Genomic DNA, 15789 nt, shown 5'->3' with positions numbered 1-15789 from the left:
GCCAGTGGTCCTCCACCGTCCCGGCCGCGTCGACCTTCCGTGCGCTGTGGATGATCAGCGCGGCGTGCGCCATGCGGTCCCCTCCTGGGTGTCCAGGGGAGGCATGCACAGGAGACGCGCGAGGTCCCTGTTCGTGACGCGGAGGCGCGGAATGCGTTCGGGTGGCGCAGTGATCGGTGTCGGACCGGCTCGACCGGCAGGGGCTGTGCCATCGTCGGGAGGGGCGGAGTCCCCGACAATCCGGAACCGACACCCAGGAGGGGACCGCATGGCGCACGCCGCGCTGATCATCCACAGCGCACGGAAGGTCGACGCGGCCGGGACGGTGGAGGACCACTGGCTCCGCGCGCGGGACGGCGCGATCACGGCGACCGGCACCGGCACCGGCTGGCAGGCGCAGGCGGAGGGGGCGCAGCTGTACGACGCGCGGGGCCTCACCGCTGTCCCGGGCTTCCTCGACCTCCACGTGCACGGAGGGGGCGGTCACGGCTTCGACGGAGGAGCGGAGGCGATCCGCGCGGGCCTCGCGCTGCACCGCTCCCGTGGCACCACGCGCTCGCTGGTCAGCCTGGTCTCGGCGCCGCTGGAGCAGCTGGAGTCCTCTCTGGACGCGGTCTCGGCCCTCGCGGCCACCGACCCGCTCGTGCTCGGCGCGCACCTCGAGGGCCCGTTCCTCGCGCCCTCGCGCAGGGGAGCGCACGACCCCGCGGCTCTCGTGCACCCCTTCTCCGGCGCGGTCAGTCGGCTGCTGGACGCCGCCCGCGGACGCCTCGCGCAGATCACGCTCGCGCCCGAACTGCCGGGAGCCCTCGCCGCGGTGGAGCGGCTCGCCGGCGCCGGCACGGTGGTCGCGGTGGGCCACACCGAGGCGGACGCCGACCAGGCGCGGGCCGCGTTCGACCGCGGAGCCCGGCTGGTCACGCACGCGTTCAACGCCATGCCCGGGATCGGCCACCGCTCCCCGAGCCCGATCCCGGTGGCCCTGGGGGACGAGCGGGTCGCGCTCGAGCTGATCCTCGACGGCCGGCACGTGGACGTCGAGGTGGTGCGGCTCGCGTTCGCGGCGGCTCCCGGGCGGATCGCGCTCGTCACCGACGCGATGGCGGCGGCCGGGGCGGGTGACGGAGTGCACCGCCTCGGCCCGCTCGACGTCGAGGTGCTCGGCGGAGTCGCCCGGCTCACGGGCACCGCTGTGCTCGCCGGATCCACGCTCACGCAGGAGGAGGCCCTGCGGCGGGCCGTCGGGCCCGGCCGGCTCGGGCTGCAGGCGTCCGTCGCCGCCCTCACCGCCGTTCCCGCCCGCGTGCTCGGCCGTGGCGACCTCGGCCTGCTGGCCCCCGGGTACCGCGCCGACGTCGTCCTGCTCGACGCGTCGCTCCGCGTGCAGCGGGTCTGGGCCGAGGGGCGCCCGTTCCCCGACTCCGCGGACGGCGCGTCGCGACCCCGGGTCAGGGCGTCGGCGTCACGGTCCAGGTCCCCTCGGTCTGGACGGCCATGACGCCGGGCAGGTCGGCCTCGAACACCTCGGAGAAGGCGACGGAGTCGCCGAACAGCTGCGGCTGATCGGAGGTCGTGAACACACGGCCGGAGAACGAGTCGTCCGGACCCGCGGGCGTGTAGTCGACCGTCACGCGCGGGACGTCGTCGGAGAAGAACAGGACGGCCGGGCCGGTGCCGGACTGCGCACCGCTCACCGTCGCGAGGTCGTTCCAGCTCTGCAGGCCGAGCGTCCACGGCCCGTCGGCTCGGACGATCACCTGCTGCTCGACGGGGTCGTCGTGGAAGATCCCGGTCAGGAACGACCCCGTCATCGGGGCGGCGGCCTCGCCGAAGGGCGTCATCCGGCCCGCGGCGGTGACGATCGCCGTGCCGGTGCAGGCCGAGCAGTCCAGGCTCAGGACGACCGCGAACTCGCCCTGCCGCTGGAACGACACGTCGGCCGGGCCGGTGCCCGAGACGGTGGCGGGGACTCCCTCGCCGACCGGCCCGGCGTCGACGACGGTTCCGACCGGCTCGGCGGTCGCCGGAGCGGAGGGGGTCGGGCTCGGAGTGATCAGGTCGGTGATGGCGGGTCTCGGCGTCCGCGAGGCGGGCGCGGACGCCGTGGCGCCCGCCTCGGCCCCGCCGCCGGCGGTGCACCCGCCCAGCAGCAGGAGCCCCGCCGCTGCCGTCGTCGCCACTGCCGCTGTCGTCCCCCGAGCCCTCATGCGTCCAGACTGCCAGGGCTGGTCCGGATCGTCGTCCCCGGAGGGAGTCAGAGGAGCAGGGCGCCGAGGCCCGCGGCGGCGAGGACGACGATCCACGGGGGCACGGTCCAGCGCGTCAGCGCCACGAAGGCGCCGATCGCGAGCGCCAGAGCGCCGGTCGAGCCGATGCCCTCGGTCAGCACCGGGTCGTAGAGGGCGCCGCCGAGCAGTCCCACCACGCCGGCGTTCACGCCGGCCAGCGCCCTCTGCGCGACCGGCAGGTGCCGCAGCCGCTGCCAGAACGGGAGCACGCCGACCACGAGCAGAGCGCCCGGCAGGAAGATCGCGACCAGCGCGATCGCCGCCCCCGCGACACCGTCCGGCGTCCCCGCGCCCACCGCGCCGAGGAACGCGGAGAAGGTGAAGAGCGGGCCGGGCACCGCCTGCGCCGCCCCGTATCCGGCCAGGAACTCGCTCTGCCCGACCGTGCCGGCGCCGACCGTCTGCGCCTCCAGCAGAGGCAGCACGACGTGGCCGCCCCCGAACACCAGAGCGCCCGACCGGTAGAAGACGGAGGCGAGACCCGCCGCTCCCTCGCCGGTGAGCGCGGCGAGCAGGGGGAGGCCGACCAGGAGGAGCCCCCAGAGGGCGAGGGCCGAGACCGCGAGCGCCGTCGGGATCCGGACCGCGAACCCCGGGCCGTCGTCCGGAGCCCCCTCCTCGCGGCGGAGCCAGAGAACGCCGGCCAGGCCCGCAGCCGCGATCACCGCCACCTGCAGCGCGGGCTCCGGGGCGAGGAGGACGGCGACAGCCGCTGCGCCGGCGATCGTCGCGCGGCGGCGGTCCGGTGCGAGCGAGCGCGCCATCCCGAGCACGGCCTGCGCGACGACCGCGGCCGCCGCCGCCTGGAGGCCCAGGAGCCAGCCGGCGGAGGCGACGTCGCCCGCACCGGCGACGAGCCCGGCGACGAGGACCAGGGCGATCGCCGAGGGGAGCGTGAATCCGCACCACGCGGCGACCAGTCCGGCGAGTCCCGCGCGCTGCAGGCCGACCGCCATCCCGACCTGGCTGGACGCGGGTCCGGGGAGGAACTGGCACAGCGCGACGAGGTCGGCGTACGCGCGATCGGTCAGCCAGCCGCGGCGCACCACGAACTCCTCGCGGAAGTAGCCGAGGTGCGCGATCGGCCCGCCGAACGAGGTCAGCCCGAGGCGGAGGAACACGAGGAGCACGGGGAGGGCGCCGCCCCGCTGCAGCCGACCCGTCTCCGACACGGGGGCATCCTGCCAGACGGCGGTGTCCAGCACGCGTCGTGTCACCGGAAAAGGGACGATAAGCGGCCGGATAAGCGATTCCTCGCCCATTCTCCTCCGGTCGATGAAACGGTGGGTAGAAATACAGAACCCCTTCTCCTCCCCTCTGTTAGCCTGATCCGGCTTCCCTTTCCTTCTCGAGGAGAAGGTGATCCGCATCAGTAACGCGAGCGCTGCCGCTCGTTCACTGAACGCCTTCTCCTCCTCTTTCGATCGGTGTACCCGGAACGGTGACGATCGGAAAGGCTCTCTCTTCCGTGACTCCTCAGGACACTGCCGTCGGCGACTCCGCCGACTCCTCCCGCACCGGCTCCCGATCGGGCGTCAAGGCCCTCTCCGCTCTCTCCCGCCGCACGATCCTCGCCGGATCCGTCGCCGGCGCGGGCGCGATCGCCTTCGCGACGCCGGCCCTCGCGGCCGGCGACCTCACCGCGGTGCCCCGACTGCCCGGCGAGGTCTCGCGCCTGTCCACCGCCACGTCGAAGACGGGCGGGAAGCGCTACGAGATCATCGACGTCGTCGTCGCGGGGGACCGGGCGCGCCTGTTCGTGCCGCACGCGACGCCTCCGTCGCAGACCAGGGGCGCATCGATGCTCTGGTACTATCACGCCCGCAACGGCACCCACACGGCGCTCTCGAGCGCCTTCGCGTACTCGGCCGACCTCGCCGTGGACCGCGGCATCGTCAGCATCTGCCCGACCTACGGCGGCAGCATCTGGTCGAGCCCGCGGGCGATCGAGATCCAGGCCGCTGTCGCCGCCTGGGCCTCGTCGGTATGGCGGATCGACGCGAGCCTCCTCCGCTCCGACTCCGGGGGCGGGCCGCTTCTGACCTGGGCCTACGGGAAGCGGATGGTGCCGAACATCCGGGGCGCGTACCTCTGCAACAGCTCCTACGACATGGAGGAGCGGGCGGCGAGCGAACCGGACCGGATCGGCCCCGAGTACGCCGACGCCGCGGCCATCGCCGCCACCAACCCGGCGCGGCTGCCCGCGTCGGTGTGGCGCGGTGCGCGGCTGAGGATCACCGGATCGCCCGACGACAAGGTCGTGCCGTTCGCCCTGCACGGCGCCGCCCTCCACGCCGCGGCCCTGCCCCTGGCGAAGGAGGCGACGGTCCGCACCCACCCGGGGGAGGGCACCGACGGGCACAAGGTCCCGAGCTTCACCAACAAGGAGATGCTCGACACCTTCCAGCGCTGGATCACCGAGGGCCCCGTGCCGCAGACGGAGCCCGAGCCCGAGACGCCACCCGTGTCCACGCTGCCCGGCGCGGGCACCTACGAGAACGGCGCCGCGCAGATCGTCACCACCGGCACCTGGACGACGCTGAAGGCCACCGCGGACAGCGGCGGGAGCATCGCCTACTCGACCAGCTCCGGCGCCTCCGCGACGCTCGCCTTCACCGGCACGAGCATCGCCTGGATCAGCCGACTCACGTCGTCCTCCGGGATCAACGACGTCGAGCTCGACGGTGTGAAGGTCGCCTCCGTCGACCGCTACAGCGCGTCCACCCGCTCGAAGCAGACGGTGTGGAGCAGCGGACAGCTCGCCGCCGGGCCGCACACGCTGACGATCCGCCGGGGGAGCGGCCGCAATCCGGCCTCGACCGGGACCAACCTGCTGCTCGACTCCTTCGTGGTCGGCGACGCGACGCCTCCGCCGGCGACGACGCTGCCCGGAGCGGGCACCTACGAGAACGGCGCCGCCCCGATCGTCACGACCGGCACCTGGTCGACGTTGAAGGCGAGCACGGACAGCGGCGGCAGCATCGCCTACTCGACCACCGCGGGCGCCTCCGCCACCCTCGCCTTCACGGGTACCAGCGTGAGCTGGATCAGCCGCCTCACCGGCTCGTCCGGCATCAACGAGGTCGAGCTCGACGGAGTCAAGGTCGCGTCCGTCGACCGCTACAGCGCCGCGACGCGGTCGAAGCAGACGGTCTGGAGCAGCGGACAGCTCGCGGCCGGGCCGCACACGGTGACCATCCGCCGCGGGAGCGGCCGCAACCCGGCCTCGAGCGGCACCAACCTGATCCTCGACGCGTTCGTGGTCGGCGACGCCGCTCCGGTCCCCACGGTCACCGTGCCCACGCCGATCGCGGAGTGGTCCTTCGCCGAGAGCGCCGCCCCCTTCGCCTCGGCCGTCGCGGGCGCTCCGGCGCTCCGGCAGGGCGCGGGCTCCTCCGCCCGCGCCGTCGCCACGCCGTTCGGCACCGGAGTCGCCCTCAACGGGACGACGGACCACCTGGTCGTCCCCAAGGACGAGGTCGGCCCGCTCAACCTGGGCGCCTCGACCGGCCAGGTGACGATCGCGGTGTGGGTGCTCAACTCCGACGCGGACGGCGCCTGCATCGCGGGCGTCTGGGAGGAGTCGACGGTCGGGCCGCTGCGCTCCTATGCGCTGTTCAACAACCTCCCCGAGTACGGCGGCTGGGAGCGCGTGTGCATGCACGTCTCGAAGCTCGGCGGGCCGACGCCCGGCTACCCGTACTCGCGCGACTACTCGGTGGAGCCCCGCCGGATCACGCGCGGCGTGTGGCAGCTGCACGTCGGGACGTACGACGGCGCAGTCGCGGTCTCGTACCTCGACGGCGCCGCCACCGCGTACCCGGTGTACACCGACAAGCTCGGCGCGACCTACGCCAAGAACCCCTACGTCTACCCCGACGGCCTCAACGCGGCTCCGGGCGACTTCGTGGTCGGAGCGGTCGGCCGGGACGGCACGATGATCAACCGCTTCGCCGGCTCCCTCGCCCGACTGCGGGTGTGGGACCGGGCGCTGACCGCGGAGCAGGTGAAGCAGCTCTACTCGGCCGAGAAGGGCGCTCTCGGCTGACGACCCGAGGGCGGTGACACGAGTCCGAGAAGTGGATGATCCGCTTCTCGGACAAGGCTGTTCGAGCGATAGCGCGCGTCCCTCTTTCGAGGGTCGTGTTATCGGCTGAATACAGATCGGCGGGCGGCCGCTTCACGGCTGCTCCGCCGTTCTCCGCCGCCTGTATCCGCTGCGCGGGATTCCGTACTCAGGCGGACGTGCGCTCCCGGAGGGCCGTACGGCGGGGGATCATCGCCCGGCGGCCGCGCAGCCCTGTCCCGGATCTCGGAGTGCGGCCCCGCGCCAGATGCGCACCGGCGCGACCACCTCCCAGCCGAGGGTGAGGTAGAGGGCGCGGCCGTCCGTGCTGGCGACGAGGAGACCGCTCCGTGCACCCTCGGACCGGGCCCAGGCGGTGAGGGCGTCGACGACCCGCCGTCCCAGCCCGCGTCGGCGGAACCGCGCATCGGTCTCGATCCGGTCCAGGACCGCGACCGTCCCGTGCACGGCGGCGGTGCCCTGAGCGGCGACGACTCCGTCGACCAGCAGCCGGACGCTCGCCACTCCGTCGGCGGCCTCGAGCACGGCTCCCTCGAGCAGGGCACCCTCGGCGGTGCGGCCCGTGTCGAGGAGCGCCGCCATCAGGCTCTCGTCGCCCGACACGAGCTCCAGCCCGGCGGCGGGCGCGAGGCGGGCGTCGTCGCCCAGGCCGATGACCGTCATCCACTCCCGGGGCCCGGCCGTCTGCTCGGCGCCCGCCTGCAGCGCGGAGGGCGACGGATCGACCAGGATCCGCTCCCGCGTGCGCGACTCCGCTCCGACATCGACCAGCCATGCCCCGTCCTCGCGGACGCGCTGCACGCCGCGTGCCCGGCACCAGCCCTCGATCCAGTCGTCCACCCGCTCCGTCGTCGTGATCACGCCCCGAGAGCAGCCGCGACCGGACGGGCGCGATCGTGGAAGCGGGCTCTCCCGGCGGTGGCCGTCGTTCCCCGCCAGGACCGCCCTCGCCGCGGATTGCACCCCGCGCACCGCGATCCGCCGGGTCCTCCCGTTGTCAACCTCAGTGCCACGGCGCCGTCCCCGGCCCTACCGTCGGCGCGAGACATCCGCTGCACCGTCGGGACCCTGACGGCCGTGCCGAGAGTGAGGGGCCGATCCGATGCCCAGGCAGGACGGCGACCCGCGGAGCACCACCCGAGTGCTGCGCGAGCTGGTCGCCGCGTTCGAGGATCCGAGGGTCGTGCACCCGGCGCTGGCTCGGCAGGTGCGGAGCGCCGCCCGCGAGCTGCTCGGCGCGTCGGAGCGGGAACCGCTGCGCCTGCGCGTGCGGATGCCGACCCTGATGGTCCCGCGCTCGGTCGTGGACGAGGTGCCCGATCCGCCCCCGGTGCCGCCCGCCGCGCTCTGACCCGACGGCGCTCGTACACTCGGACGATGCGACACGGCATCGTCATCCTCCCGCAGGACCCGTGGGCCGAGGCCCGCCGGAAGTGGCAGTCGGCCGAGGGCCTGGGCTTCGACCACGCGTGGACCTACGACCACCTCTCCTGGCGCTCCCTCGCCGACCAGCCGTGGCACGCGACCGTCCCCACCCTCACCGCTGCCGCGATGGTGACCGAGACGCTCCGCCTGGGCACGTTCGTGGCCTCCCCGAACTTCCGCCACCCGGTGCCGTTCGCGAAGGAGATCGCGACGCTGGACGAGATCTCGGGCGGTCGGACCATCCTCGGGGTCGGCTCGGGCGGCACGGGCTTCGACGCGCGCGTGCTCGGGCAGCCCGACTACTCGCCCCGGCAGCGGCACGAGCGCTTCACCGAGTTCGTCACAGCCCTCGACGCGCTGCTGCGCTTCGAGGAGCCCGGCTCGAGCGGCGTGGACCTCGAGGGGGAGTGGTTCACCGCCCGCTCGGCGCGCATGGTGGGCGAGCCCGTGCAGAGCCCCCGCGTCCCGTTCGTCCTCGCCGCGAACGGGCCGAAGGGCCTCGCGCTCGTCGCCGATCGCGGGCAGGGCTGGGTCACCACCGGCCCGGAGGGAGTGTCGAGCGAGGAGTGGTGGCGGGCGGTCGCGTCCCTCTCCCGGCGGCTCGACGCGGCGCTCGAGGCGGCCGGGCGCGACCCGCGCACCGTCGAGCGCCACCTCTCCCTCGACTCCGGGAGCGACTACTCCCTCGAGAGCGTCGCCCGGTTCGAGGACATGGCCGGCCGGGCGGAGGAGCTCGGCTTCACGGACGTGATCGCGCACTGGCCGCGGCGCGACGGCGTCTACGCGGGCGACGACGAGGTCCTCTACGAGGTCGCCTCGCGATTCTGACCGGGCCTCGGGGGCTCCGGAGCGGTCCTCAGACCGCGCGGGCGCTCCCGCGGTCGACGAGACGCGCGGGCAGGAGGCGGATCGACGGCTCCTCGCCGCGGGACGGCTGCTCGATCCGCTCGACGAGCGTGTCGACCAGGTGCGCGCCGAGCTCGGCGGCACCCGTCTCGACGTAGCTGTAGGGGAGCGAGAAGTCGCGGGCGAACTCGGCCGAGTACAGGCTCACGACGGACAGCTGCCCGGGCACGGCGACAGCGCGTCGGCCCAGGATCGCGGGAAGCATCGCGATGGTCCGGTCGCTGTGGACGACCAGCGCCGTGAGACCGGGGTTGTCGTCGAGGAACGCCGTGACCATCGGCTCGACGGCGTCGGCGGCGGTGGCGGCCGGGCGCAGCACCAGCTCGATCCCGAGCCGACCGGCGGTCTCGAGAGCCGACTCGCGGAACCGGAGCCCGTAGGTCCCTCCGCGGTCGAAGACGCGCTCAGGAGGGGTGACGAGACCGATGCTCCGATGCCCGAGGGCGCCCAGGTGCTCGATCAGCAGGCGGGCCGCGTCGCCGAAGTCGAGGTCGAAGACGTCCACCCCGGAGGCGTCCGCGGGCACGCCGAGGGCGGCACCGGGCCGCCGCGAGGCGCGCAGGACGGGCAGCCGGTCGTCGTCGTCCGCGACGCTCAGGAGGATCAGTCCGTCGACCTGGCCGGAGCGCGTGAGCCGGCGGACGGCAGCCGCCCCGTCGGCCTCGGTGGCCAGCAGCACGTCGTAGCCGAGCTCGCGGGCGCGGGCCGTGATGGGGAGGACGTACTCGACCATCGCGGGCGCGAACTCGTCCGGGTCGAAGTGGACGAGCAGGCCCAGCGCCATGGTGCGGCGCGTCGCGAGCGCCCGTGCTCCGGCGTTGACCGTGAAGTCGAGCTCGGCGATCGCGTCCTCGATGCGCTTGCGCGTCTCGGGGGAGATGCTGCGCTTGCCGGAGAGGACGTACGACACCGTGCTGCGAGAGACCCCTGCCGCTTTCGCGACGTCTCCGATCGTGGCCATCTCCACCCCCGCTCGAACCGTGTCGAGAGTGGCAGTGCGGCGCGGCGCACGCAACTCGGGCGCCGCGTCCCCGGAGCGAGGACCGGACGCTGCGGCTCCGGCGCTCTGCTCGTCCACGGCGCGCTCGTCCCCGTCGGGGAACCTCCGGTCCCGACGACACGCCGACGCGGCCGGGCGCACGAGGTGCCCGGCCGCGTCAGGGCGTTCTGGACGGATCAGCCGCAGCGCGCCGCACCGTAGGCCGGTGCCGTGGATCCGCTCGCCGCAGCGCCGTCGACCGTCCCCGAGATCCGCACGTCGAGAGCGCCGGCTCCGACACTCGCAGCGCGGGTGCTGAAGGCGGCTGAGACCGTCTTGCCGGGAGCGACCCCGGTGAAGGTCTTCGTGCCCCAGGCCGAGCCGATCGTGATGTCAGCGGCGACCGCGCTGGTGTTGGTCGCCGTCCCCGTGATCGTGACCTTCCCCGCGGTGCAGCGCGAGGCCGCCGTGCCGCTCACCGTCAGGCCCGTGGTCCGCCCGACGAAGGGCGTGACCGAGATCCTGTCGATGTTGGGCGCGTACTGCGAGGTGAGCAGGACGCCGGGGAAGGTGTCGGAGAGGTAGGTCGTCCCGTCGAAGCCCGGGAGCTCCTTCGAGGTGATCGCGATGGTGTTCGAGCCCTTCCTGAGCGTGACCGGCACGCTCAGGTCCCACAGCTGGTTCTGGTGGAACGTGTGCGGGAAGAGCACGCGCTGCGTCACTCCGTTGACCGTGATGTCCGCGTGGCGGGCGAGCGGGTCGGGGTTGTAGTGCGTCGCGGGGGACTGCTCCTCGTTGGAGTAGCGCAGCGTGAGCGCGTACGTCCCGTCCTGCTCAGCCTTCACGTCGCCGAAGGTCAGGGTCGAGTCGCCGTCGCGTCCGCCCCCGATGTTCCCGACGGCCTTGCCGCCCGACGCGAAGGACAGGTCGCGGACCGTGGCGGGGCCGGTGATCGTGGCCGCCTCCGCCTCATAGCTCGTCGTCGCGGGCGGGTTCGCGCTCGCTCCGATGACGATCCGATCGACGAGGAGCGTGCCGCTCGTGCCGACGACCTCGATCTTGTTCACGCCGCCCGAGAGGAAGACCTGACGGGTCGAGCTCGCGCCCACCGGCCCGACCTTCACATCGTTCACGTAGAGGTCGCCGGTGCCGCCGTCCAGGGTGTCCACGGTCACGGAAGACGGCGCGTCCTTCGCGGAGTAGCCCCAGACGGTGGTGGAGGCGCCGCTGGTGAGCTTCGCCGTGCCCGAGCCGGAGACGCCGGCGCGGGAGTAGTCGGCCGTCGCTCCGTTGTCGAGCGTGCCGGTCTCGGCCTCGTGGATCGAGGTCGCGACGGCCGCGCTGGGGAGGGAGAGCTCGATCTTGTCGACGATCGCGTCGCCCACGGTCGACTTCGTGCCGGCGAGGTTCTTCGCGGCGAGCGAGATCGTGTGGGTGCCGGCGGTCAGCTTCACCTTGGTGTCCGCGTGGTCCCAGACCACGAACTTGTAGGCCAGCGGAAGGAGGATCTCCTGCTCCGCAGCGCCGTCGACGCTCAGGAACGCGTTGATCGGACCCTGCTGGGCGTTGGCGGCGTAGGTGTTGAGGGAGTTGGCGAAGACGCTGAGGTCGTACTCGCCGTCCTTCGGGACGGTGACCGCGAAGTCGAGCTTCAGGTCGCCGCCGGTGCGGATCCCGCCGACGTTGCGTCCGCCCGAGGTGTAGAAGCCGCCGACGTTGGTCGGCGAGCCCTCGGGTCCGTTGAGGTTCCGCGATCCGGTGTAGCGGGCGTCCTCGGCCTCGTACTTCTGGCGGAAGTCGACGGGCGAAGCGGACGGCGACGACGCGTTGGCGCCCGGGGTCAGGACGACCTCGTAGGCGGAGTCGACGTCGAGCGCGGGGAGGGATCCGCCGAAGTCCAGCGAGAGGGCGCCGTCCACGACGGACGCGTCGAACTCCTTGACCGTCTGCGGGGCTCCCGAGTCGCCGACCTGGCCGGTCCAGCGGATCTCGCTGACCTCCACGTGGACCTTCGAGCCGAAGGTGGCGGCCGGGATGCGCTCGAACGCGACCTTCTGCGAGCCGCCGACGCCTCCGAAGAGGGCTCTCGCCTGCTTGGCCGCGGTGTCGAGGGTCGCGACGCCCTGGAGGGTGTAGCTCTGGCCGGGCTTGGGCGGCGTGACCGCGACGGTGTCGCCGGTCATCGAGGCGTAGGCGTTGAGGAGCCACCACTGGCCGTTGGCGCGGTTGGCCTGCACCGCGGAGTCGGAGAGGTTGCCGTCGATGTTCCAGTAGGCGATGTCGCCGTCGACCTTCTTGTCCTCGAGCGCGCTGATCCACTGGACCATCTGGCCGGGCACGGAGGTGTGGTAGTTGAAGGCGTACTCGTTGAGGTTCACCGGCAGGTGCTTCCCGGCGTAGGACGTGCCCGCGTACAGCTCGTCCTCCCAGGCCCGGAAGCGGTCGACGTTGGTGCGGATCTCACCCGGGGCGCTCAGCTCGTGCCAGGTCATCACGTCGGGGACGGTGTCCTGCTCGAGCGTGTGGGTCATGAACCCGCGGACCTGGTCGTAGAGGACGCTGGTGTTCGGTCCGGCGATGCGGGCGTCGGGCATCCTGTCGCGGATCAGCGCGTAGGTGCTGTCCCAGGCCGCGAAGAACGCGGTCGGGTCCTCCAGCCAGCTCTTCCCGTCGTAGCTCCACTTCCCGTTGCCGAACATGTTGCCCTCGGGCTCGTTGAACGGCACGAACACGATGTTGTCCTGGTACTCCTCGGGGAGCGCGAGCACCTGGTCGACCTGCGTGGCGATCTTCGCCTGGTAGTCGGCCAGCTTCTCCTGGGGAGTGCTGCCCGGCCACTCGTAGGGGAAGCCGCGGTAGATGTCCGTCATGTAGATGTAGGTGTCGCCGTCCGAGGTGTCGGCGACGGCCTTCGCGACGCTCAGCGCGTCCGCGCCCGGATGCTGCGGCCCGTCCTGCGCCTTGGTCGAGACCGTGCGCAGGTCGATCCCCTCGAGGAGGTTGTCGGAGGGGAGGCCCTCGCCGTAGACCCCGTAGAGGGTGCCGGACGCGCCGCCCATGAACTCCCCGGTGCTCGTGCCGAGGTCGATGGTCATCTCGTCGAGTGCGCGCACCGTGACGGTCGCCGTGACCGCGGTGCCGAGGCCGGTGACGGTGCCCTTCACGGTGAAGGTGCCGCGCTTCGCGTACGCGGAGGCGGGGACGCTCTCCCAGGTGACCGGGGCGTCACGGTTCACGCCGTCGGAGTAGGTGGCGGGGACCCCCGGCAGGGCCGGCGCGACGCCGATGCCGGTGGTGACCGCGACGCTCGTCGAGAGAACGCCGGTGACGGCCGGCGCGGCGTCGCCCGCCAGACCCCGGACCTGAGCGGCGGTCAGAGCCCGGTTGTAGACGCGGAAGTCGTCGATCGCTCCGTCGAAGTAGGGGTGCACGTTCCAGAGCGCCCGGCCGATGTTGCCGCTCTTGGAGGCGGAGGCGGAGTAGAGCTGCTTCGCGAGGTCGACGGAGGCGGGAGCCGTCGCGACCTGCAGACCGTTGAGGTACAGGGTCACGGTCGTGCCGTCCATCGTCGCGGTGACGTTGACCCACTGGTCCTTCTGCAGCGGCGAGGAGCTGGAGACTCCGGTCTCGCCGCCGTCCTTCAGCTGCTTGATGATCGCGCGGGCGCTGCCGCCGTCGAACGACGGAGCGAAGGCCGACGCGGCGTCGGGGCTGATGCCCAGGCACCACAGCCACTGGAAGCCTCCGGTGCCGGACCACTTCGTCCAGGCGGAGACGGTGGTCTGCGTCACGCCCTGGAAGAGCCCGTTCGGCACGGTCAGGTACGGCGCGGAGGTCGAGTCCGCCGCGCCCCCGGGAAGGTCGATCGCGGTCGTACCGGCCTTCCGACCCGCGACGTACGTCGCTCTCGCGCTGTTGACGACGGTGCCGTCGAGCTTCTTCGACGAGAGGTCGGCGACCGTGGATCCGGACACCTGCCCCTGCTCGAAGTCGTACTGGAGGATGAGCGCGTCGGCGGGGACGGAGGTGTCGGCCGCGGAGGCGGACTCGGCGCTCGGGAGAGCGACGGCGAGGGCGGCGAGTGTCGCGGCACTCAGCGCGAGGGCGAGGGAGCGGGTGCCGCGCCTCGGGGAGGACATCGTTGTCACGCTGGTCACTTTCTGTGGGGACAGCCGGCCGGACGACGGCGGGCGTCGGTCCGGGGTCGGAGCAACAGTGCTTCGAACCGGTTCGACAAAACTAGGTTCCGCGCCTGCGACACGCAAGAGGACCTGAGAAGTTCCTCGTCCGGCTCGCAGGTGCCGGCGGTCGCTCGGGCTCTCGCCGGGACCCGTCAGCCCGCCGGAGCGGCCGTCGCCGCGGAGATCGGCGACCGGCCCGCAGGAGGACGTCCTGGAGGCGGTCGAGGGGAGCCGCCCGGACTGGCTGAGCCCCGACGGCGTCCTCCCGCGGTGACCCGCAGGACCGCGGCGGCCTGTGCCGCGTGCGGGAGGATGAGGGCATGACGCTCCCTCCGCCGACGCTCCTCTCCCCGCCGCTCCAGGACCGGCTGGCCCGGTGGTTCGACGGGGAGGCGCCGCCGGCCCCCTCGGTGAGCTGGGCCCTGTTCGACCGCACCGGGCTGCTCGTCCACCACGGCCGCGGCGAGCACCGCCTCGACGGCGCCGCTCCCGGGCCCGGGACCGTGCACCGCATCGCCTCCATGTCGAAGAGCTTCGAGGCGGCGGCGGTGCTGATCCTGCGCGACCGCGGGCTGCTCCGCCTCGACGACCGCGTCGCCGACCACGTGCCGGAGTTCACCGACCCGCTCGACTCCGCGGGCCGGCCGCTGCCCGTGACAGTCAGGATGCTCCTCAGCAACTGCTCGGGGCTCCCGGAGGACAACGGCTGGGCCGACGACGTCATGGCTCTGACGCGGGAGGAGTTCCTCGAGGTCGTCAGCCGCGGGCTGACCTTCACGGAGCGGCCGGGTGAGGTCTACCAGTACTCCAACATCGGCTTCTGGCTGCTCGGCGTGCTCGTCGAGAACGTGACCGGGGAGGACTTCCCGTCCTTCGCGACGCGGACGATCCTCGAGCCGCTCGGCCTCCACGACACCCGCTACGACAGCGGCGACTACCCCGACGGCACCGACCTCGCGGCCGGCTTCAGCACCTTCGACGACGGAGCGACCTGGGTGCCCCGCCCCGTCACCGGCACCGGAGCGGGCGCCTGCGCCGCGAGCATGTTCAGCACGGTCGGCGACATCGCCCGCTGGAGCGGCTGGCTCTCCTCCGCGTTCGAGGGCGAGGACGGCGCGGACGACGACCCGGTGCTGAGCCGCGCCTCCCGCCGCGAGATGCAGCGCGGCTGGACGCCGGTCCCCGCGCTGAGCCCTCGCGCCGTCGAGAGCACGCTCGACGGCTCCGCGTACGGGTTCGGCCTCGTCGTCGAGCACGACGTCCGCTTCGGCGGGATCGCCCACCACTCCGGCGGCCTGCCGGGCTGGTCGTCGAACATGCGCTGGCATCTGGAGTCGGGCCTGGGGGCCGTGGTCTTCGCGACCGCGAACGGGGCGAAGCTCGCCGCCGCCGCGACGGGACTGCTCCGCGCCGCCCTCGAGGACACCGCTCCTCCGGCGCGGACCATCACCCTCCTCCCGTCGACGCTCGCCGCGGCCGCCGCCGTCGAGGCCGCGATCGTCGCGGGAGACCTCACCCGGGCGGGGGAGGCGGGCAGCGGCGCCCTGTTCAGCCCCAACCTGCTGAGCGATGTGCCGGCCGACGTGCGCGCCCGCCGCCTCGCCACGGCGATCGCGGAGATCGGCGGGCTCGCCGAGGACCCGACCGCGAGGCCGCTGGTGGAGCGGCTGCTCTGGAGCGCCTCCGCGGCGCAGGCGGCCTTCCTCCTGCCGGGCCGCGACGGAGAGCTCGAGTGCCGGCTCGAGACCACGCCGACCGTCCCGGCCCTGATCCAGCGCCTCGAGATCGTCGTGCGCGAGGCGCCGACGGCTGCCCTCCCGGTCGTGCGCTTCTACCGTCCTCGGGCCGGCTAGCGGTCGAAGACGAGGCGCGGACGCGGCGGACCTCGACGCTCCCGCACCGAGAACGGCGGGCGGCCCTCGA

10 protein-coding genes are annotated in these 15789 nt (G+C 73.2%); 5 read left to right on the top strand and 5 right to left on the bottom strand.

The window, feature by feature from the left end; translation table 11 throughout:
- Positions 1-268 precede the first annotated feature (268 nt).
- Complete coding sequence (locus C5C36_RS02315) at positions 269-1498, top strand: N-acetylglucosamine-6-phosphate deacetylase (protein ID WP_104309155.1); 1230 nt, start codon at positions 269-271, stop codon at positions 1496-1498.
- Here C5C36_RS02315 and C5C36_RS02310 read toward each other — a convergent pair.
- Together C5C36_RS02310 and chrA are read right to left on the bottom strand one after the other, a co-directional pair.
- Positions 1449-2180: a hypothetical protein gene (locus C5C36_RS02310; protein ID WP_104260710.1), complete on the bottom strand. Its 732-nt coding sequence runs from the start codon at positions 2178-2180 to the stop codon at positions 1449-1451. The genes C5C36_RS02315 and C5C36_RS02310 overlap by 50 nt on opposite strands.
- 74 nt (positions 2181-2254) lie before the next feature.
- Positions 2255-3442, bottom strand: a complete 1188-nt coding sequence (chrA, locus tag C5C36_RS02305) for a chromate efflux transporter (RefSeq protein ID WP_258072162.1) — start codon at positions 3440-3442, stop codon at positions 2255-2257.
- Between the two features lie 314 nt (positions 3443-3756).
- On the opposite strand from chrA, the gene C5C36_RS02300 reads away from it, so the two are divergent.
- On the top strand, positions 3757-6336 hold the full coding sequence (locus tag C5C36_RS02300; RefSeq protein ID WP_104260708.1) for a LamG-like jellyroll fold domain-containing protein: 2580 nt from the start codon (positions 3757-3759) through the stop codon (positions 6334-6336).
- 228 nt (positions 6337-6564) lie between these two features.
- On the opposite strand, the gene C5C36_RS02295 is transcribed toward C5C36_RS02300, so the two are convergent.
- The gene (locus tag C5C36_RS02295) at positions 6565-7236 is read right to left on the bottom strand and encodes a GNAT family N-acetyltransferase (RefSeq protein ID WP_219814459.1); all 672 of its coding nucleotides are present in this window, start codon (positions 7234-7236) and stop codon (positions 6565-6567) included.
- Between the two features lie 241 nt (positions 7237-7477).
- Here C5C36_RS02295 and C5C36_RS02290 point away from each other — a divergent pair, with 241 nt between their 5' ends.
- Positions 7478-7726 (top strand): hypothetical protein, encoded by a 249-nt coding sequence (locus tag C5C36_RS02290; RefSeq protein ID WP_146085295.1) that lies wholly within the window; start codon positions 7478-7480, stop codon positions 7724-7726.
- Positions 7727-7752: 26 nt separating this feature from the next.
- Positions 7753-8628 carry an LLM class flavin-dependent oxidoreductase gene (locus C5C36_RS02285; protein ID WP_104309153.1) on the top strand — a complete coding sequence of 292 codons (876 nt, stop codon included), beginning with the start codon at positions 7753-7755 and terminating at the stop codon, positions 8626-8628.
- Between the two features lie 28 nt (positions 8629-8656).
- On the opposite strand, the gene C5C36_RS02280 is transcribed toward C5C36_RS02285, so the two are convergent.
- Together C5C36_RS02280 and C5C36_RS02275 are read right to left on the bottom strand one after the other, a co-directional pair.
- A complete protein-coding gene (locus C5C36_RS02280; RefSeq protein ID WP_104246852.1) occupies positions 8657-9667 on the bottom strand; it encodes a LacI family DNA-binding transcriptional regulator in 1011 nt (336 codons plus the stop codon).
- A 215-nt stretch (positions 9668-9882) separates the two neighbouring features.
- Positions 9883-13824, bottom strand: a complete 3942-nt coding sequence (locus C5C36_RS02275; RefSeq protein WP_104309152.1) for a LamG-like jellyroll fold domain-containing protein — start codon at positions 13822-13824, stop codon at positions 9883-9885.
- Between the two features lie 362 nt (positions 13825-14186).
- Here C5C36_RS02275 and C5C36_RS02270 point away from each other — a divergent pair, with 362 nt between their 5' ends.
- The gene (locus tag C5C36_RS02270) at positions 14187-15719 is read left to right on the top strand and encodes a serine hydrolase (protein WP_104309151.1); all 1533 of its coding nucleotides are present in this window, start codon (positions 14187-14189) and stop codon (positions 15717-15719) included.
- Positions 15720-15789 lie beyond the last annotated feature (70 nt).

Origin of the sequence: Rathayibacter sp. AY1G1, from assembly GCF_002932095.1 — a bacterium.
In the GTDB taxonomy this organism is placed as follows: domain Bacteria; phylum Actinomycetota; class Actinomycetes; order Actinomycetales; family Microbacteriaceae; genus Rathayibacter.
The sequence above is the reverse complement of the archived record's forward strand: the minus strand, read 5'-3'. Positions and strand labels throughout refer to the sequence as shown.

Bases quoted from the DNA above. Each gene is read 5' to 3' on its own strand.
- C5C36_RS02315 (WP_104309155.1), top strand. From the start codon at position 269: ATGGCGCACGCCGCGCTGATCATCCACAGCGCACGGAAGGTCGACGCG.
- C5C36_RS02285 (WP_104309153.1), top strand. From the start codon at position 7,753: ATGCGACACGGCATCGTCATCCTCCCGCAGGACCCGTGGGCCGAGGCC.
- C5C36_RS02270 (WP_104309151.1), top strand. From the start codon at position 14,187: ATGACGCTCCCTCCGCCGACGCTCCTCTCCCCGCCGCTCCAGGACCGG.
- C5C36_RS02290 (WP_146085295.1), top strand. From the start codon at position 7,478: ATGCCCAGGCAGGACGGCGACCCGCGGAGCACCACCCGAGTGCTGCGC.
- C5C36_RS02275 (WP_104309152.1), bottom strand. From the start codon at position 13,824: ATGTCCTCCCCGAGGCGCGGCACCCGCTCCCTCGCCCTCGCGCTGAGT.
- C5C36_RS02280 (WP_104246852.1), bottom strand. From the start codon at position 9,667: ATGGCCACGATCGGAGACGTCGCGAAAGCGGCAGGGGTCTCTCGCAGC.